This window comes from Vibrio sp. ED002, assembly GCF_023277445.1.
Taxonomy (GTDB): domain Bacteria; phylum Pseudomonadota; class Gammaproteobacteria; order Enterobacterales; family Vibrionaceae; genus Vibrio; species Vibrio jasicida.
In genome coordinates this window covers 3,146,884-3,165,785 of record NZ_CP080238.1, presented here as the reverse complement: position 1 = coordinate 3,165,785, position 18,902 = coordinate 3,146,884, and the positions used below count along the sequence as shown (strand labels likewise).

The 18,902-nt window shown below is 47.7% G+C and carries 12 protein-coding genes; 8 read left to right on the top strand and 4 right to left on the bottom strand.

Annotated features, from left to right (window positions below):
* Positions 1 to 125: 125 nt before the first annotated feature.
* A complete protein-coding gene (locus tag ITG12_RS14730) occupies positions 126 to 1,124 on the top strand; it encodes a substrate-binding domain-containing protein (RefSeq protein ID WP_042603189.1) in 999 nt (332 codons plus the stop codon).
* Between the two features lie 183 nt (positions 1,125 to 1,307).
* Here ITG12_RS14730 and galM read toward each other — a convergent pair whose 3' ends face one another.
* The 4 genes from galM to galE form a co-directional block, all read right to left on the bottom strand.
* Positions 1,308 to 2,366: a galactose-1-epimerase gene (galM, locus tag ITG12_RS14725; protein WP_248873171.1), complete on the bottom strand. Its 1,059-nt coding sequence runs from the start codon at positions 2,364 to 2,366 to the stop codon at positions 1,308 to 1,310.
* 52 nt (positions 2,367 to 2,418) lie between these two features.
* Positions 2,419 to 3,579, bottom strand: coding sequence for a galactokinase (gene galK / locus ITG12_RS14720; RefSeq protein WP_248873170.1), 1,161 nt, complete (start codon positions 3,577 to 3,579; stop codon positions 2,419 to 2,421).
* Positions 3,580 to 3,807: 228 nt separating this feature from the next.
* Positions 3,808 to 4,860 carry a UDP-glucose--hexose-1-phosphate uridylyltransferase gene (locus ITG12_RS14715; RefSeq protein WP_248873169.1) on the bottom strand — a complete coding sequence of 351 codons (1,053 nt, stop codon included), beginning with the start codon at positions 4,858 to 4,860 and terminating at the stop codon, positions 3,808 to 3,810.
* A 95-nt stretch (positions 4,861 to 4,955) separates the two neighbouring features.
* A complete protein-coding gene (gene galE, locus ITG12_RS14710; protein WP_038865969.1) occupies positions 4,956 to 5,975 on the bottom strand; it encodes a UDP-glucose 4-epimerase GalE in 1,020 nt (339 codons plus the stop codon).
* Between the two features lie 456 nt (positions 5,976 to 6,431).
* On the opposite strand from galE, the gene mrdA reads away from it, so the two are divergent.
* The 7 genes from mrdA to ygjK all read left to right on the top strand — a co-directional run bounded on the left by mrdA (position 6,432) and on the right by ygjK (position 18,894).
* Positions 6,432 to 8,330: a penicillin-binding protein 2 gene (gene mrdA, locus ITG12_RS14705; protein WP_038879032.1), complete on the top strand. Its 1,899-nt coding sequence runs from the start codon at positions 6,432 to 6,434 to the stop codon at positions 8,328 to 8,330.
* A gap of 241 nt (positions 8,331 to 8,571) precedes the next feature.
* Positions 8,572 to 9,558 carry a transcriptional regulator EbgR gene (gene ebgR / locus ITG12_RS14700; protein ID WP_248873168.1) on the top strand — a complete coding sequence of 329 codons (987 nt, stop codon included), beginning with the start codon at positions 8,572 to 8,574 and terminating at the stop codon, positions 9,556 to 9,558.
* Positions 9,559 to 9,898: 340 nt separating this feature from the next.
* Positions 9,899 to 12,997, top strand: a complete 3,099-nt coding sequence (gene ebgA / locus ITG12_RS14695; protein WP_248873167.1) for a beta-galactosidase subunit alpha — start codon at positions 9,899 to 9,901, stop codon at positions 12,995 to 12,997.
* Positions 12,998 to 13,000: 3 nt separating this feature from the next.
* Positions 13,001 to 13,450, top strand: a complete 450-nt coding sequence (locus tag ITG12_RS14690; RefSeq protein WP_063344817.1) for a beta-galactosidase subunit beta — start codon at positions 13,001 to 13,003, stop codon at positions 13,448 to 13,450.
* A gap of 203 nt (positions 13,451 to 13,653) precedes the next feature.
* Positions 13,654 to 15,096, top strand: a complete 1,443-nt coding sequence (locus ITG12_RS14685; protein WP_104037336.1) for an amino acid permease — start codon at positions 13,654 to 13,656, stop codon at positions 15,094 to 15,096.
* Between the two features lie 354 nt (positions 15,097 to 15,450).
* Positions 15,451 to 16,506, top strand: a complete 1,056-nt coding sequence (gene ygjJ, locus ITG12_RS14680) for a protein YgjJ (protein ID WP_248873166.1) — start codon at positions 15,451 to 15,453, stop codon at positions 16,504 to 16,506.
* Positions 16,507 to 16,521: 15 nt separating this feature from the next.
* Positions 16,522 to 18,894, top strand: coding sequence for an alpha-glucosidase (ygjK, locus tag ITG12_RS14675; RefSeq protein ID WP_248873165.1), 2,373 nt, complete (start codon positions 16,522 to 16,524; stop codon positions 18,892 to 18,894).
* Positions 18,895 to 18,902: the final 8 nt, after the last annotated feature.

Here is an 18,902-nt window from a genome sequence, read left to right as displayed (position 1 = left end):
ATATTCAATAAATTCATAGAGTAAGAACAAATTCATCCCAATATAAAAATGGTGTTGATTGCACTTATTACACAATGGGTGTTTAATACTCCAATTAACGTTATTTAGCCCAAGAAAGGTCCCTCATGGCAACAATCAAGGATGTCGCGAAAGAAGCCGGCGTATCGGTCGCGACCGTCTCTCGCGTGATCAATAAATCACCGAAAGCAAGCCAATCTTCTATCGACGCAGTGACGCAAGCAATGAGCAAACTGGGCTACCGTCCAAACGCAGCGGCGCGTGCACTCGTCAGCCAAAGTACCAACACCATGGGCGTACTTGTGGGTGATGTCTCAGACCCGTTCTTCGGCACACTGGTTAAATCGGTAGATAACGTGGCGCGTGAAAACGGCAAACACATTCTGATTGGTAATGGCTACCACAACCCAGAAGACGAACGCCAAGCGCTAGAACTTCTGATCAACAGCCGTTGTGAAGCCATTGTGATTCACTCTAAAGGTCTATCAGATGAAGAGCTGATCGGCTACGCCAAAGAAGTCAAAGGCATGGTGTTGATCAACCGCCATATCCCAGAGTTGGCAGAGCGTTGTATCTCTCTTGATAACCGCAAGGGCGCGTACTTAGCGACGGAATATCTGATTCGTCATGGTCACAGCAAGATCGCATGTATCGCCTCATCCCATGACATCGAAGATACCGACGAGCGTTTACAAGGTTACCAAGCGGCACTGAAAGATCACGATATCGAGCTATCAAAAAGCTATGTCGAATATGGCGAGCCAAACAGTGACGGTGGCGAAACAGCCATGACCAACCTGCTGACCAAATCACTCGCAATCACTGGCGTGGTGGCGTACAACGACTACATGGCAGCAGGCGCGCTGGCAGCGTTAGACCAAAATGGTATCGACGTACCGGAAAAAGTGTCCATGGTTGGCTTCGACGATGGCTTAATTGCTCGCTTCGTTAATCCAAGTTTGACCACGATTCGTTACCCAATCGAAATGATGGCAGAGCGTGCTGCGCGTTTGGCATTAGCGTTATCGCGTGATGAACAAGTGGAAGATGACACCATCATCTTTAGCCCGACTTTAGTGCGCCGTAACTCGGTGGATCGCCTTTAAGATATAGCGCTAATAATTACCAAGATAGGTTACAAAGTAAAAAGCTCTGCCACCGAAGTGACAGAGCTTTTTCTTTTTGGGGTGTTTGTAGAGAGCGTTATTTTGCCAACTTTTGATGAGCTTTTGACCTACTGTGAGCAAAAAGCCTACGGTAACCCAAAAGCTCGAAAATGCTCAGTTTACCTAGAAAGCAAACTGATAAGTGGTGCAGAAGCGGTACTCTTGTTCAGGCTCAAGAATACAGCTTGGCTGCGCCCACTCAGCATGGTTTGGCGAATCTGGTAAAAACTGCGTTTCTAACGCCAGACCCGCGTAATCGTTATATTCACCGCCACGGCGATTTGGTGCGCCAGCTAGCCAGTTGCCCGTGTACAATTGCATCGCAGGCTTGTTTGTCACCACTGACAGGTGCACTTTTTCATCAGGAGAAACCACCAACGCAACCGGTTTTGAAACATCACGATGAGCATCAAATAGGTAGCTATGGTCATACCCCTTGGCGGCAACCTGCTGTTCATCTTGTAAGAAGTGTTCTGAAACTGGTTTTTCACTTCTAAAGTCAAATCCAGTGCCTTTCACATCTTGCAATTCACCCAGCGGAATACCGACCTCAGAGGTTGGTAAGTATTGGCTTGCAACGATGGTTAAGCGATGCGAACGACAATCTAAGTCCGCTTCTGCCCCCAACAAATTGAAGTAAGCATGGTTGGTCAAGTTGATCGGTGTTGCTTTATCTGTCTTAGCGAAGTACGCAATACTCACTTGGTTATCATCAGTCAGCGTATACGTCACTTGCACTTCTAGATTACCCGGAAAACCTTGGTCGCCATCTTCAGACAACAAAGAGAACGTCACTTGCTGATTCGAGTGAGACTCAATCTTCCAACGACGTTTATCAAAACCTTCTTCACCACCATGCAGACAGTTGCCCGCTTGGTTAGTAGACACTTGAAATACTTCGCCATTCACTTCAAAAAGACCATTGGCGATGCGGTTTGCGTAGCGACCAACAGTGACACCCATGTAACACTGTTGCTGCATAAAACTCCCCATCGTCCCCACTCCGAGAAGCACATCACGCAACTCCCCATTCGCCAAAGGTAAACGACAACTCAGCCATGTCGCGCCAATATCCATAAAGGTAACGCTCATGCCTGTGTTATTTTTCAGTTCGACAACGTTGGCAGGCGCGCCATCAAAGGCGGCCTGCTGTGTCATCGTGATAGTTAATGGCTCAGTCATCTCTCGCTCCTACTGCGTCTTAAAGCACTTTGAACTTAAAGCAATTTTGCACTTAAAGTACTTCGACTAAACCTGCGCCGTTTTTCGCTTGGCACACGTAGATGGATTCTTTTAGACCCGTTGCTGCTTGGTACTTCGCTTCTACCGTTGCTTTCACTTCGTCAACCAATGCTGGCGGTACAATAGCAACGATACAACCACCAAAGCCACCGCCCGTCATGCGCACACCACCTTGCTCGCCAATCACTTCTTTCACCATCTCAACTAACGTATCGATTTCTTTGACTGTGATTTCGAAATCATCACGCATGGAAGCATGAGACTCAGCCATCAGTTCACCCATACGCTTCATGTCGTGTGCGCGAAGTGCTTGCGCCGCTTCTACCGTGCGATCGTTTTCTGTGATCACGTGACGAGCGCGTCTTGCGACCATTTCATCCAGCTCGGACACTTTCTCGTTAAACTGCTCAATCGTCACATCGCGCAGTGCTTTCACACCGAAGATACGCGCGGCTTCTTCACACTGCTCACGACGCGTGTTGTATTCGCTGTCGACCAAGCCACGTTTTTTGTTTGAGTTAATGATCACCACGGCCATGTCTTCAGGCATCGATACAGCTTCAGTTCCTAGACTACGGCAGTCCAATAGCATAGCGTGGTTTGCACGACCTTCTGCCGAAATCATTTGGTCCATAATGCCGCAGTTACAACCGACGAATTCGTTCTCTGCTTGCTGCCCATTTAGTGCGATTTCCGCTTGGCTGATTTCTAGATTGAACAACACTTTGAACGTTTGACCGATCACGACTTCCAACGCTGCAGACGAGCTTAAACCCGCACCTTGAGGGACGTTACCGCTAACAGAAATATCCGCACCAGTGAATTGGTAACCACGAGCAAGCAGACACTTCACCACACCGCGAATGTAGTTCGCCCACATTTTGTCTTGTTGGAAGGTGATTTCTTGCGTAATGTCGAACTCATCCACGGCGTTGCCGTAATCCACAGAAACCACGCGCACTAGGTTGTCTTCACGCTTCGCTGCCGCCACAACGGTTTGGTAGTTGATCGCACATGGCAGTACAAAACCGTCGTTGTAATCAGTGTGCTCACCAATCAGGTTTACACGACCAGGCGCTTGAATAATATGACTTGGGGCGTAACCCAGCACTTGTTCAAAAGAGGTTTTCACATTTTGGATTAGATCAGACATAGGGACGTTCTCTTAAATTATAAATTTGGTATTGGTGTAACCAGCGTTAAATCCTGATTTCCAGTTTCGTATTCACTCGGTCTAATCTTCCCCCTTAATAAGGGGGGTCTAATCCTCCACCTTAATAAGGGGGAGTTAGAGGGGGTTAGCCCTCCCCTCCCGAATAAAAGGGAATTTGACCGAGCTTTAGGTAAAACCAGCGATAACTCCGGCTATTCATTAATTGGTTTATTGCTCTTTGTAATGCACATCGCTTAGGTCACGCAGACGCTGCGCCGCTTGTTCTGCCGTTAGATCGCGTTGGCTTTCTGCCAGCATTTCATAGCCAACCATGAACTTACGAACCGTTGCACTACGTAGCAGTGGCGGGTAGAACAACGCATGCAGTTGCCAATGGTCGATATCGGTGCCTTCTTCAAAGAACGGCGCGTAATGCCAGCCCATTGAGTAAGGGAAAGAGCATTGGAATAGGTTGTCATAACGGCTGGTTAGCTTTTTGATAGCAACCGCAAGGTCATCGCGTTGCTCATCGGTTAGCTCACTCATTCGACGAATATGCGTTTTAGGAAGTAGCATGGTTTCGAATGGCCACGCCGCCCAGTAAGGAACAACAGCAATCCAATGTTCAGTCTCAACCACTGTGCGTGAACCGTCTTTAAGCTCAGCTTGCACGTAATCCACCAGCAAGTTACTGCCATGCTCTTGGTAGTACGCTTTTAAGTTGTGTTCTTTGCGCTCGATTTCGTTTGGCAAGAAACTGTTTGCCCAGATTTGACCGTGCGGGTGAGGCTGAGAACAACCCATGGTCTCGCCCTTGTTCTCGAATGCTTGAACCCAAACATAGTCTTTACCCAGCTCTTCGATTTGATCATTCCACGTGTCAATCACGCCACGGATTTTGTCGACTGGTAGCTCAGGCAAGGCTTTGCTGTGATCAGGCGAGAAACAAATCACTCGGCTCAAACCGCGCGCACCTTGTGTTTTGAACAGTGGGTTATCTGACTCAGGTGCATCTGGAGAGTCCACCATCAGTGCTGCAAAATCATTTTGGAACACATACGTGCCTTGGTAATCTGGGTTTACATCACCAGAAATACGCTCGTTGGTCGGGCAAAGGAAACATTTCTCGTCGTAGCTTGGTAGCTCATCAATCGCAGGTTTCTCATCAGCGCCACTCCATGGGCGTTTTGCACGATGCGGTGACACCAAAATCCACTGACCCGTTAGTGGGTTGTAACGACGGTGTGGGTGATCCACTGGGTTAAATTCAATATTCGACATCTTACTTACTCAACTTTTAGAATTTCTTTCATCTGCATTCCCCAATGAAATTGGAGTTGCAGCTAGGCGGTCAATCAACAACGCTGCAGCATCAATTACGCAGGGGAATAGCCTTGCGGGTTATTTGACTGCCACTTCCACGTATCTGCCGTCATTTCCGCAACACTGCGCGTCGCTTTCCAACCAAGGTCTCGCTCCGCTTTATCTGTACTTGCCCAGCATTCTGCGATGTCACCCGGGCGACGAGGACAAAGCTCGTAAGGCACTGGATGGCCGCAAGCCGTTGCGAATGCTTCTACCATTTCAAGCACACTAGAGCCTTTGCCCGTACCTAAGTTGTAAATGTGCAAACCTGCTTTTTCACCAACCGATTTCAGCGCTGCGATGTGGCCATCAGCCAAATCCATCACGTGGATGTAATCACGCACGCCTGTGCCATCCGGCGTTGGGTAGTCATTGCCAAATACCGACAGTTTTTCGCGGCGGCCTACTGCCACTTGCGCGATAAACGGCATCAAGTTGTTTGGGATGCCCTGAGGGTCTTCACCCATGGTGCCCGATGGATGCGCACCAACTGGGTTGAAGTAGCGCAGCAAAGTCACGCTCCAATCGTTTTCTGCATTGAACAAATCGCTCAAGCACTCTTCCACCATGTACTTGCTGCGACCGTATGGGTTAGTGGTCGCCCCCGTTGGAGAGTCTTCCGTAATCGGCACAATGTCAGGATCGCCGTAAACCGTTGCCGATGAGCTAAATACAATGCTTTTCACGCCCGCCTTACGCATGCTGCGCGCCAACACCAATGAGCCATTCACATTGTTGTCGTAGTATTCCAATGGTTTCGCGACAGATTCGCCCACCGCTTTCAGGCCAGCAAAGTGAATCACAGCTTGAATGTCATGCTTGGCAAATACTGAGTCCAAAAAGGCTTCATCGCGAATGTCGCCTTGGTAGAAAGCCGGTTGCTTACCAGTTAGCGCTTCAATGCGGCTTAACACTTCCACTTTGGCATTACACAAGTTGTCGACAATGATTGGCTCCATACCTGCTTCAATCATCTGGACACATGTGTGACTGCCGATGTACCCCATACCGCCTGTGACAAGAACTTTCACTTTTGCTTCTCCACTTTTGCTGCTCGATGCTTGGAAATTGGTTGAGCCTGCTCACCAAGCAAATTCGCTCATTTCTTAACTGGCTAAAAGTCTACCAATCAAAACCGATCCAGATCCGTGATCAAACTCAAAATAGTGTAAACGTTTCCACAAAATTACATCACGATTTAAAATCAATAAAAATAAAGGAAACTGAGTTAGAGCAGAAAAATGGGAAAGATTTATGATACTTACATATATAAACGTTTACACAATGTAAGAAAAACACGGTAATTCACGCAAACAAGAAAGATGATTTTCCGCAATCGATACCTGACATTGCTCTTACAAAGCAAGAGATAAAGCCCGCTACAGTAGCCTCGCCCCAAATGTAACCTTTTGTAACAAGGCTCAAATCTGCGTCTTTTTCCTTTTATCGGGGCATGCTGAGAACAAAAACAAATCTGAAGGGCCCTCATGCTACGCAAGCGAAACGAATTTCGAGATCATAATCAAGAAGTAAGGTTATTTAAAAACCGTGCCGTCGTTGCCTTTCTCGGCATGGTTATTTTGCTGGGAGGATTGGTCGCGAACCTCTACAACTTGCAAGTTAATCATTTCAAAGATTACCAAACTCGCTCTAATGACAATCGCATTAAGATTCTTCCTATCGCACCCACTCGCGGTCTTATCTATGACCGCAATGGCGTTTTGATTGCTGAAAACCGCCCAGTTTACAACCTCGATATGATCCCTGAGCAAGCAGGCGACCCCGATGCTTTGCTTGAGAAACTCGCTCATTACATCGACATCACACCAGAACAAATTGAGTCATTCAAAAAACGCTACAAGCACACTCGCCGTTTTCGTTCTGTCACCATTTTGAACGAACTCAACGACAAACAAGTTGCACGTTTTTCGGTGCATCAACATGAATTTGATGGTGTATTTGTAACTGCAGATCTTAAACGTTACTACCCTTACGGGAAGGAATTAACACACGTTCTAGGCTATGTTTCTCATATTAATGACCGCGATCTACGACGCTTAGACAAAGAAGGCAAAGCACAAAACTACCAAGCGACTCAGAACATCGGAAAACTGGGCGTGGAGCGTTACTACGAAGACATTTTGCATGGCACCAAAGGCTATGAAGAAGTAGAAGTAAACAGTCGCGGGCGCGTGATTCGTACCATTAAGTACGTGCCGCCAATTGCAGGGAAAGACATCGTTTTAAACCTCGATATCGAACTACAAGAGTATGTTTATCAGCAATTGGATAATCGTCAGGGCAGCGCTGTTGTACTCGATCCAAGAGATAATAGCGTCCTTGCGATGGCATCTAGCCCAAGCTATGACCCAAACCCATTTGTGAACGGCATTTCCAGCAAAGCCTACAGCGCATTGTTGAACGATCCAGCCCACCCGCTCGTAAACCGAACCACGCTAGGTGTCTATCCACCCGCTTCAACCGTCAAACCCTTTATGGCAGTCGCTGGGCTTGAAGAACATGTGATCACGCCAAGTACGGTGCGTAACGATCACGGTTCTTGGCGTATTCCAGGTTCAAAACCGAATTCAAAAGCTTGGCGAGATTGGAAACGTTGGGGTCACGGCAACGTGGATGTTACCAAGGCAATCGAGGAATCGGTTGACTCGTTCTTCTACCAAACCGCATTTGATTTGGGTATTGACCGCATCTCTAAATGGATGAACAAATTCGGCTTCGGCTTACCGACAGGCATTGATATCTATGAAGAGAGCAGTGCTAACATGCCGACACGAGAATGGAAAATTGCCCGTCACCGTACGCCTTGGTATCAAGGGGATACTGTGCCGATTGGTATTGGGCAAGGTTACTGGACAGCCACTCCGATGCAAATCGCCAAAGCCACTTCATTCCTTATCAATCATGGCGAGATGAAAGCACCACATCTGCTAAGAGCGGTGATTGAGCACGGTGAAGATTTTGAAAACCAAGTTGAAGTCGCACCGAAAGATCTACCACCAATTGAAGGTGTGCCAGATAAATACTGGGACATTCCAATCAATGCGATGCGCTTGGTAAACAATGGCGCACATGGCTCTGGTCGTCGCGCATTTAAAGGCGCGGAATACAGCAGTGGTGGCAAATCCGGTACCGCCCAGGTATTTGGCCTACGCAAAGACGAGGTCTATAACTCGAAAAAGCTCGCGAACCACCTACTTGACCACGCGTTGTTCACTGCGTTTGCTCCGTATGACCATCCAAAATACGTGGCGACAGTGGTGATTGAGCACGGAAACGGTGGTTCAAAAGTCGGGGCACCGTTCATTCGCCATGTATTTGACCACTTGCTTGTCGAACCAGATAAAACCAAAGGTAAAAAGTCTTAGGTTTAACCTTATCGCCTTGCTACTCATGTTAAGTAGCAATAGTGAACAGCAAAGCCCGACCGGAGAGTCCTAGCCGCTCGGGCTTTTGTTTGCTTAAAAAACCTCTTTTCCATGTAGTCACTTTATTTCACCCACTCGCACAGTTTTACTAAAAATTTGTGCATCCATAAGTAGCTGTTTACAATGGTGGGATTATTGCTTATCTCACTGGGACAGTGAGCTTTGCCAACGGGAAGTGAACATGGCAACACTAAAAGATATCGCTACAGAAGCGGGCGTCTCACTTGCAACCGTATCACGCGTGTTGAATGACGATCCGACTCTGAGCGTAAAAGAAGAAACCAAACACCGCATCTTAGAAATTGCTGAAAAGTTGGAATACCGCACCAGCAGTTCAAAAAAAACCACCAAAGAGGCGAAACAAAAACACCACTTTTTAGCTTTGTATAACTACAAGCAAGAAGCAGAAGTGAATGACCCCTACTACCTGTCCATTCGCCACGGGATTGAAACCCAATGTGATAGATTGGGCATTACGCTAACCAATTGCTACAACAGCGAAATTGACGTCGAAACACAAAAGATCACCGGCATCCTTTTGGTTGGTAAAACCGATAAAGCGATCATCAATAAACTACCTAAGCGCCTCGCAGACAGCATTTGTTATATCGACTTCTCAGACAGCGAAAGCATGTACGACAGCGTTGATATCGATCTTGCTCGCATCAGTAAGCAAGTCGTCGACTTCTTCGTCGAACAAGGTTACCAGCGCATTGGTTTCATTGGTGGACAAGACGAACCAAACACCGCGGACATTCGCGAAAACGCGTTTGTGGAATACGGCAACCTAAAAGGTGTCGTGTCAGAGAATGACATTTACCGCGGCGATTTTTCTAGCCTATCAGGTTATGACTTAGCCAAAGCGATGTTAGCAAAAGGCGACTTTCCGACAGCACTCTTCATCGCATCAGACTCGATTGCGATTGGGGTTTTACGTGCCATCCATGAGTTCGGTTTGAACATTCCACAAGACATTGCTCTGATCAGTGTGAATGACATTCCAACCGCGCGCTTTACCTTCCCACCGCTTTCTACTGTGCGAATTCACTCAGAGATGATGGGCATACAAGGGGTAAACTTATTGGTAGAAAAATACCGCGATGGTCGTGCGCTGCCATTGCAAGTTCACGTACCAAGCAAACTCAAACTGCGCGGCACGACTAAATAGTTCTCCCTCTTTATTCTTATTTTATAAAGCACTGAATACTCAGTGCTTTTTTATTTCCCTTATCTAAATCCCGTCATTTTTTACTCGTTTTACCCAGCAAATAAGCTTGGGATGCTATTCCTTTATGCTGATCACATCTTGCTCACCGATCGCTATTTAAAACGTGATCAAGTTAAAGTTAAACGTTTTCACTAATTCATTTTAGTAAAACTTTTACTAATATCTTTCCCAGATAACTCATAAGCCTTTTCACAATACATCGGCTGCATTTCTTTTGGGCAGATTCGACGCTGACGATACCGCGCCGAAATGACCAAGCTAAGCCGAGGGGAGAACAAACGTGAACAACTGGGAAAACTTCCTTCACCTACATGAGAACCGTATGGCACCACGTGCTTACTTCTTCTCATACGATTCAGTTAAAAACGCACAAACGTTCCAACGCGAGCTGAGCAGCCGCTTTAAACTGCTGAGTGGTCAATGGACATTCAACTACTTCACTAACCCGCTTTTGGTACCTGAAGCGTTTTACTCTCAAAAAATGGAAGACTGGGGACACATTACCGTTCCGAACATGTGGCAAATTGAAGGCCACGGTGACCTTCAATACACTGACGAAGGTTTCCCATTCCCTATCGACGTCCCATTTGTCCCAACCGACAACCCAACTGGCGCATACCAACGTACTTTCACGCTTGGTCAGCAATGGGACAACAAACAAACCATCATCAAATTTGATGGTGTTGAAACGTACTTCGAAGTTTACGTAAACGGGTATTACGTTGGCTTTAGCAAAGGCAGTCGCTTAACCGCTGAGTTCGACATTTCTTCTTACGTTCAACAAGGCGAGAACTTATTGTCTGTGCGCGTCATGCAATGGGCAGATTCGACTTACATTGAAGACCAAGATATGTGGTGGACGGCGGGTATCTTCCGTGATGTTTACCTTGTCGGAAAAGAGCACGTTCACGTCCAAGATCTGACTGTTCGTACTGATTTCGCCGACGATTACCAAAGTGCCACTTTAAGCTACCAAGTTGAGCTAGAAAACCTGTCTACTGCGGTTGCGCCCGGTTACACGCTGGAATACACGCTCCAAGACAAAGGAACTGTGATTGCTAGTGGCCAATGTGATGCACTGACTATCCAAGACAACAGCCAAACAAGCTTTGCCATTGATGTGATGAACCCAATCCATTGGACAGCGGAAAATCCATACCTATACCAACTGTTTATCACCCTGAAAGATGCACAAGGCAATGTAATTGAGGTGATCCCGCAGCGCGTTGGCTTCCGCGATATCAAAGTGCGTGATGGTCTGTTCTACATCAACAACCAATACGTAATGCTGCACGGTGTGAACCGCCACGATAACGACCACCTAAAAGGTCGTGCAGTCGGCATGGAGCGCATCGAGAAAGATCTGATTTTGATGAAGCAACACAACATCAACTCAGTTCGCACCGCGCACTACCCTAACGACCCACGCTTCTACGAACTGTGTGACATTTACGGCTTGTTCGTAATGGCAGAAACCGACGTAGAAACCCACGGCTTCGCGAACGTTGGCGATCTCAGCCGCATCACCAACGACGCTGCATGGGAAAGTGTGTTTGTAGACCGCGCAGAACGCCACGTTCACGCCCAAAAGAACCACCCTTCCATCATCATGTGGTCACTAGGTAACGAGTCCGGTTACGGCTGCAACATCCGCGCAATGTACGACGCAACCAAAGCGATTGATGACACCCGCTTGGTGCATTACGAAGAAGACCGTGATGCAGAAGTTGTCGACGTGATTTCTACCATGTACTCACGTGCGCAGCTCATGAATCACTTTGGTGAGCACCCACACGAGAAACCACGCATCATTTGTGAATACGCACACGCGATGGGTAATGGCCCTGGCGGTCTAACGGAATACCAAAACGTGTTCTATGCGCACGACCACATTCAAGGTCACTACGTATGGGAATGGTGTGATCACGGCGTATTAGCACGTGATGAAAACGGCCAAGAATTTTACAAATACGGCGGTGATTACGGCGATTACCCGAATAACTACAACTTCTGTATGGATGGTTTGATTTACCCAGACCAAACACCTGGACCGGGCTTGAAAGAGTACAAACAAGTCATCGCTCCAGTGAAAATTCAAGCAGTAGAAGGCAAGACAAACACCTTCACCATAGAGAACAAATTGTGGTTTACCAACCTTGATGATTACACCATCACAGCGGATATCCGAGCGGAAGGTGAAACGCTGCGCAGCGTGCAGTTTAAGGTCGAAGAACTTGCAGCAAACAGCGCTCGTGAAATCACAATTAACCTGCCAGAACTGGACGAACGCGAGGCCTTTATTAACTTCACCGTGCGTAAAGACAGCCGCACTTTGTACAGCGAAGCAAACCACGATATCGCGGTGTACCAATTCCAACTGAAAGAGAACACAACAAGCGAAGCCGAATTTGTTAGCCACAATGCACAAGCGTTAGTCACCACAGAAAGCCGCTTAGAGCACGTGATTGAAGGTCACAACTTCGCGCTGACCTTCTCTAAAGTCAACGGCAAGCTGACCTCTTGGCGCGTCAATGGTGAAGAGCTGATTCAGTCAGAACCTAGACTGAACTTCTTCAAGCCAATGATTGATAACCACAAACAAGAATACGAAGGTTTGTGGCACCCAGCGCACTTACAAATCATGCAAGAGCACTTCCGCACACTACAAGTCGAAGCAATGGATGAATCGGTTTCGATTACGACCACCAGCATCATTGCGCCACCGGTGTTCGACTTTGGCATGCGCTGTACCTACCGCTACCAAATCAACGCACAAGGTCATTTGAATGTGGAACTGAGCGGAGAGCGCTATGGCGATTACCCGCACGTTATCCCTGTAATTGGCTTGGATTTGGGCATCAATGGCAACTTTGACCAAGTGAGTTACTACGGTCGTGGCCCTGAAGAAAACTACCAAGACAGCCGCCAAGCGAACTTGATTGATGTTTACCACAGCACGGTAGCCGACATGTTTGAGAACTACCCGTACCCACAAAACAACGGCAACCGCCAACACGTTCGTTGGGCGTCACTGACGAATCGCCACGGCACGGGGTTGTTGGTGAAACCACAGCAAGAAATCAACTTCAGCGCTTGGTTCTACACCAACCAAAACCTGCACGAAGCGCAACACACCATTGAGCTAGAAAAGAGCGGCTACATCACGCTCAACCTTGACCATCAAGTGATGGGACTGGGCTCAAACTCATGGGGCAGCGAAGTGCTTGATTCATATCGCGTGTACATGGATGAATTCCGCTATGGCCTAACGCTGATGCCACTTCAAGCAGGCGATTGCAGTGCACAAGCCATGGCAAACCATGATTTCGACAATGTGTTCTTCACTCAATCCAATACTCAAACAGCAAACGAGGCGTAATCCATGATCGTGTTAGACAACTTAGAACAATTCAAAGTCGTGTACCGCGACGGTCGTAAATGGAACCGCTGCGTGGAAGCAATTGAGAACATCGCCAACATCAAAGACGGCGTGATGTATTCGATTGGTGACTCTCTGGTTTACATGGTTGAAGACGGCACAAAACAAACCGACCTGTTTGAAGGGAACCGCCGCTACTTCGACGTGCATTACTACCTAGAAGGTCGCGAAACTGTGGAGTTCGCCGACAAATCCGATTTACGCCTAGAGCAAGCATATCGAGATGAAACTGACCGCGAATTTCTCTCCGGTCAAGGTGAGACTCGTGAGCTTTACGAAGGCCAAGTGGCAATTTTTGATAACGATAAAGCGTACCGCTTCCACGGTGACAACCGAGTAAGAAAAGTGGTGCTCAAAGTGACCATCGAAGATGGCTATTTCCTAAATAAATAACGGCTTACAGGCAAGGCCAGACAACGCGTTTGGCCTAACAACAAAATAATTAAATAAACCCAAAGTAATTCAGATCACAGATCAGTTGTAGACCTCAGCAATCCAACGCGATTACAAATAGTATTCGCCCAAGGATGATAAAACGGTCAATAGCACTATCACTGAGTTACGAAGGGAATTGACGTGATTCATCGGAGGACTCTATGTCTGAATCTATGCGCGGCACCATTGGCAAATTCGCCTTGCTGTCGATGACATTTGCGGCGGTATTTAACGTCCGTAACATCGTGAACAACAACATTGAGCTTGGCCTTAGCTCTGCCCCTATCTTCCTGTTAGCGACGATCGTCTACTTCATTCCATTTGTATTCATCATTGCTGAGTTCGTATCGGCGAATAAAAACTCTGAGTCAGGTATGTACGACTGGCTTAAACAACCGCTTGGCTCTAAAGCCGCTTACCTAGGTTCGTTCCTCTACTGGTTCGTGAACCTATTTTGGTTTGTGTCTCTGCTACCAAACGTGATTGCTTACGCGTCTTACGCGATGCTTGGTTACGAATACACCTTCTCACCAATGGTCACGTCGGTAATTTCGATCGTTCTGTTCGCAGCGGCGACCCACATTTCAACCAAAGGCGCATCTTGGTTAGGTAAAATTTCTGAGCTGGTTGCTTACGGTGTGTTTGCCCTATTCGGCATTTACGTTCTCGGCGCGCTAATGGCGCTGGGCGGCGACACTTACACGCCAGCAGAACCAATCACACTAGAAGCAATGAGCCCAACCATTAACTGGGCAACGTTAGGCATTATGTGTTGGATCTTCCAAGCAGCAGGCGGTGCAGAAACCGCAGCGGCGTACCTAAAAGATGTAAAAGGCGGCCAAAAAGCCTTCATCAAAGTGATCATCATGGCGGGCGTCTTGATTGGTGCGATGTACGCTATTGGCTCACTTTTGGTGAACGTGTTCGTTCCGCGTGAAGACCTAACATACGCAGGCGGCATGGTAGAAATCTTTACCGGTATGGCTCAATACTTCGACATTTCAACAGTATTGGTTGGCCGCTTCGTTGGCATCATTTTGTTCATCGCGATGTTTGGCTCAATGATGATGTGGACTGCGGCACCAGTAAAAATTCACTTCTCTGAAATTCCAAAAGGTGTATACGGCGAGAAAACCACAGAGCTAAACGAGCATGGTGTACCAGTACGTGCAGCATGGTGGCAATTCGCGTTCGTTGTGGTGATGCTGATCGTCAACGGCTTTGGTTCAGAATCCGTGCAAGACATGATGAACCAAGCGATCAACCTAACCGCAGGTACGGCGATGCTACCGCCAATCTTCATCATGGTGGCGTACTTTGTGTTCCGTCTAAAACACGATGATACACCGCGCGACTTCCGTATGGGTTCACGCAAAGTGGGCATGAGTGTGGTGTCTGTACTAATTGCAATCTTTGTGGTGAGTATGACCGCGTCGGCATTCCCAACAGGCGTTGACTTGGTACGTGCGTTCTTCATCAACGTGTTTATGACTGCCGTCTTCTCTGCTCTGGCTTGGTGGTGGATCTCTCGCTTTGAAAAGAAGCAAGCTATCAAACAACAAGCAACGCAAGAAAAGGCGCAAGAGCCAGTAACACAATCATAAATAAGCGTTAATCCCCCTATTATTCAAAGAGCATCTCATGATGCTCTTTCTGTTTTTGTCCTGCTTCCCCGGCAAAACCACCACACTTCAAGCGCATTCTAGGACGTAATTACATAGCAAAAACCATCATTCTCTCTTCCTATATAAGCGCTCTCAATCCATAAAAACAGCAAGTAAAACTTTACTAAATATCGATCACAATTTAACTATAGAGCATTTAATCAAATACCATTTGAGCGATAAAATTGATCCCAAGTTTGCACACGAGCTGCTCCTAAAGCCTTTAGAGCAAAGCCATATAAATTCAGCCACGTCAGCAAACCATAAATCCTACTCAATTAAGAAGTGATTAAAATGAAGACTTATTTTACTAAAACTGTTTTGTCCGGATTGATTCTTACCGCTGTCAATGTCCATGCATCTGAAAGCCAAGCTGACCATAGCCCTACTCAACCTCCAAAATCCGACGCAGAAGTCAGCTTCGACTTTTACGGCGAATTAGGCGTTGGTGGCCATGTCGCGTTAGAAGGCGAAAACAAAGGCCGCTACGCAGACGGCACTTACATCGAGGGTGGCCTCGCTGTCCAATACGGTAACTGGTTTGGCCTTGCGTATATGGAAGGCTGGACAGTTCAAGCCGATGACGATGGCAATGCTTGGGCGACAGGCCATGGTTGGGGAGGCTTCGAGGGTGGCTTCAACCGTTTCTATGCCGGCTACCGCACCGATGGCAACACCGAGTTTATGATTGGCCGTATGGACTCTTCTCTGGATGACGTTCAATGGTGGGGCGATGCGACAGTCGAATATGGCTACGTGATCTCCAATACACGAGACGTGTTCTTGGGCGCTAAGATCCAAAACCTTGAAGGTAAATTCCGCTACAGCATTTCAGCGGCTCCTGAGTCGGACTTCTCGGAAGATGATTCTTGGGTCAACTTTGGTAAATACGACCGCTTTGCTGATCAATGGATCAATAAGAACGCCATGGTCAACGGTTACATCCAATACGACATTGCCGAGCACTTAACGCTTATGGGCGGCGCAGAAGTCCGTAACAACGACGGTGGTGAACTGTTCCTCATTGGTGCGGAATACAAGAACGTTGCCGCGCGTGTATGGCACGACACCGATAAAGGTAACCAAGTCTCAGACGGCAGCGAATCAGGCTTTATAACCAGTGCATGGTATGAAGCCGCTCCGGGTGTCTATCTATCAGCGGCCTACAACTACGCCAATTTTGAATCAGACACTGCGGAGGATGAAATCACTTCTTACATCAACGCCGGCGTATGGTGGGAATACGCCAACGGCACATGGGCAACCGCATTTGATAGTCGCTTCGCTGTCGGGGATGACAACGTGACGGGCGATGCTCAAGTTTTCGCAATGCAATATTTCTACTGGTAAACCGAGGAACCAAACATGACTTTACGTAAAACCTTAATTGCTTTAGCCGTTGGTTCAGCAGTGACACTCTCTGGCTGTAATACCGTCACAACTTCAGAAGCACCGTTGCAAGCGAGCGAGTTTAAGAATGTGATTGACCGTACTGGCTCTCCAGAATACATGCGCGATTACGACTTTGATGACCACCAGCGTTTTAATCCATTTTTCGATATGGGTGCATGGCATGGACATCTATTACCTGACAATGCAGAAGGTATGGGTGGCTTTCCTGGCACTGCGCTCCTGACCGAAGAATACATCAACTTTATGGCCAATAATTTTGATCGCTTAAGCGTGTACAAAGATGGCAAAAAAGTCGCCTTCGAAATGGAAGCGTACAGCTTGCCGGGCGCATTGGTGCAAAAGCTAACCTCTGATGATACCACTGTGGAGATGACGTTGCGCTTTGCTTCTGACCGCACTTCTCTATTGGAAACCAACATCACCACAGACGCCCCTGTTGAACTCGTATGGGACGGGCAACTGCTTGAGAAATACCACGCGAAGGAAGGCAAATCCCAATCAGATAAAACCATTGATGAGCAGTACCCAAATTACAACCGCACGATCGTCGCGACGGATGACGGTTTAAAAGTGACATTTGGCAAAGTGCGTTCAACATGGGATCTGCTGACCTCTGGCGAGTCTGAATACCAAATCCATAAGTCCATCGACATGGACACTCAAGTAGATGGTCATCAATTTACTTCGACGGCGAAAATCGACGGTTCAACCACGATTTACACCACCTACTCTCATGTCCTGACAGCAAAAGAAAACCAAGCTGAACAAGCTAAGATTCAAGACATTTTGGCAAACCCAGAAGCTTACCTTTCGGCTTCTGAGCAGCGTTGGGAAGACTATCTAACCAAAGGTTTAACCAACCCACACGCCACACCAGAGCAAGAACGCGTGGCGGTGAAATCAATGGAAACCTTGAACGGCAACTGGCGCGGTGTCGCAGGTGCGATGAAGTTTGATTCGGTAACCCCATCCGTGACAGCACGTTGGTTCTCAGGTAACCAAACTTGGCCTTGGGATACATGGAAGCAAGCTTATGCGATGGCGCACTTCAATCCAGATGTCGCGGAAGACAACATTCGTGCGATGTTCGCTTATCAAATTCAAGCAGACGATCCTGTTCGCCCTTGGGATGAAGGTTATGTACCGGATCTATTGGCCTACAACCTAAGCCCTGAACGTGGCGGCGATGGTGGCAACTGGAACGAACGTAATACCAAGCCAAGCCTCGCTGCGTGGGCGGTCATGGAAGTGTACAAAGCCACCGGCGATAAGGCATGGATCGAAGAGATGTATCCGAAGCTTGTGGCGTACCACAATTGGTGGCTGCGTAACCGCGATAACAACGGCAACGGCGTTCCTGAATATGGCGCTGCGGTAGACAAAGCGCACAACACGCCAGAAGGTGAAATGTACTTTACGGTGGTTCGCGGCGAAGAACATGAAACGGTCGTGGGTAAGAAAGCGCTGGCAAAAGTGATGGCTGAAGGTAATTACGATTATATCGAGAGCCCAGCCCAAACCGCTGCTTCTTGGGAATCTGGCCGCGATGACGCAGCGGTATTTGGCTTTATCGACAAAGAACAGCTGGATGCTTACGTTGACAAAGGCGGTAAGCGCAGCGATTGGGATGTGGAATTTGCCCAAAACCGCGCTGAAGACGGCACCTTACTGGGTTACTCACTGCTACAAGAATCCGTCGACCAAGCGAGCTACATGTACAGCGATAACCAATATCTGGCCGAAATGGCGGACATGTTAGACAAAGAAGACGAAGCCAAAGACTTCCGAGCGAAGGCAAAACATCTGGCGAACTACATCAACACTTGTATGTTCGATGAGTCGACGGGTTTCTTCTACGACATTCGCATCGAAGACAAACCACTAGCAAATGGCTGTGCTGGCAAACCGATTGTCGAGCGCGGTATGGGACCTGAAGGTTGGTCTCCTCTATTTAATGGTGCGGCGACTCAAACCCATGCCGATTCTGTCGTGAAAGTGATGAAAGACAGCAATGAGTTCAACACGTATGTGCCACTGGGTACGGCTGCGCTATCGAACCCAGCCTTCGGCCCTGATATTTACTGGCGTGGACGCGTATGGGTCGATCAGTTCTACTTCGGTTTAAAAGGCATGGACAGATATGGCTATCGTGATGATGCCGTTGAGATGGCAACGGCCTTCTTCCAGCATGCGGACGGCCTTGTGCAAGATGGTCCGATTCGTGAGAACTACAACCCACTGACCGGCGATCAACAAGGCGCACCGAACTTTTCATGGAGCGCGGCGCACCTTTATATGCTGTACAACGACTTCTTCACTGAGTAGAAATCAGT

Bases quoted from the DNA above. Each gene is read 5' to 3' on its own strand.
- ITG12_RS14730 (WP_042603189.1), top strand. From the start codon at position 126: ATGGCAACAATCAAGGATGTCGCGAAAGAAGCCGGCGTATCGGTCGCG.
- galM (WP_248873171.1), bottom strand. From the start codon at position 2,366: ATGACTGAGCCATTAACTATCACGATGACACAGCAGGCCGCCTTTGAT.
- galK (WP_248873170.1), bottom strand. From the start codon at position 3,579: ATGTCTGATCTAATCCAAAATGTGAAAACCTCTTTTGAACAAGTGCTG.
- ITG12_RS14715 (WP_248873169.1), bottom strand. From the start codon at position 4,860: ATGTCGAATATTGAATTTAACCCAGTGGATCACCCACACCGTCGTTAC.
- mrdA (WP_038879032.1), top strand. From the start codon at position 6,432: ATGCTACGCAAGCGAAACGAATTTCGAGATCATAATCAAGAAGTAAGG.
- ebgR (WP_248873168.1), top strand. From the start codon at position 8,572: ATGGCAACACTAAAAGATATCGCTACAGAAGCGGGCGTCTCACTTGCA.
- ITG12_RS14690 (WP_063344817.1), top strand. From the start codon at position 13,001: ATGATCGTGTTAGACAACTTAGAACAATTCAAAGTCGTGTACCGCGAC.
- ITG12_RS14685 (WP_104037336.1), top strand. From the start codon at position 13,654: ATGTCTGAATCTATGCGCGGCACCATTGGCAAATTCGCCTTGCTGTCG.
- ygjJ (WP_248873166.1), top strand. From the start codon at position 15,451: ATGAAGACTTATTTTACTAAAACTGTTTTGTCCGGATTGATTCTTACC.
- ygjK (WP_248873165.1), top strand. From the start codon at position 16,522: ATGACTTTACGTAAAACCTTAATTGCTTTAGCCGTTGGTTCAGCAGTG.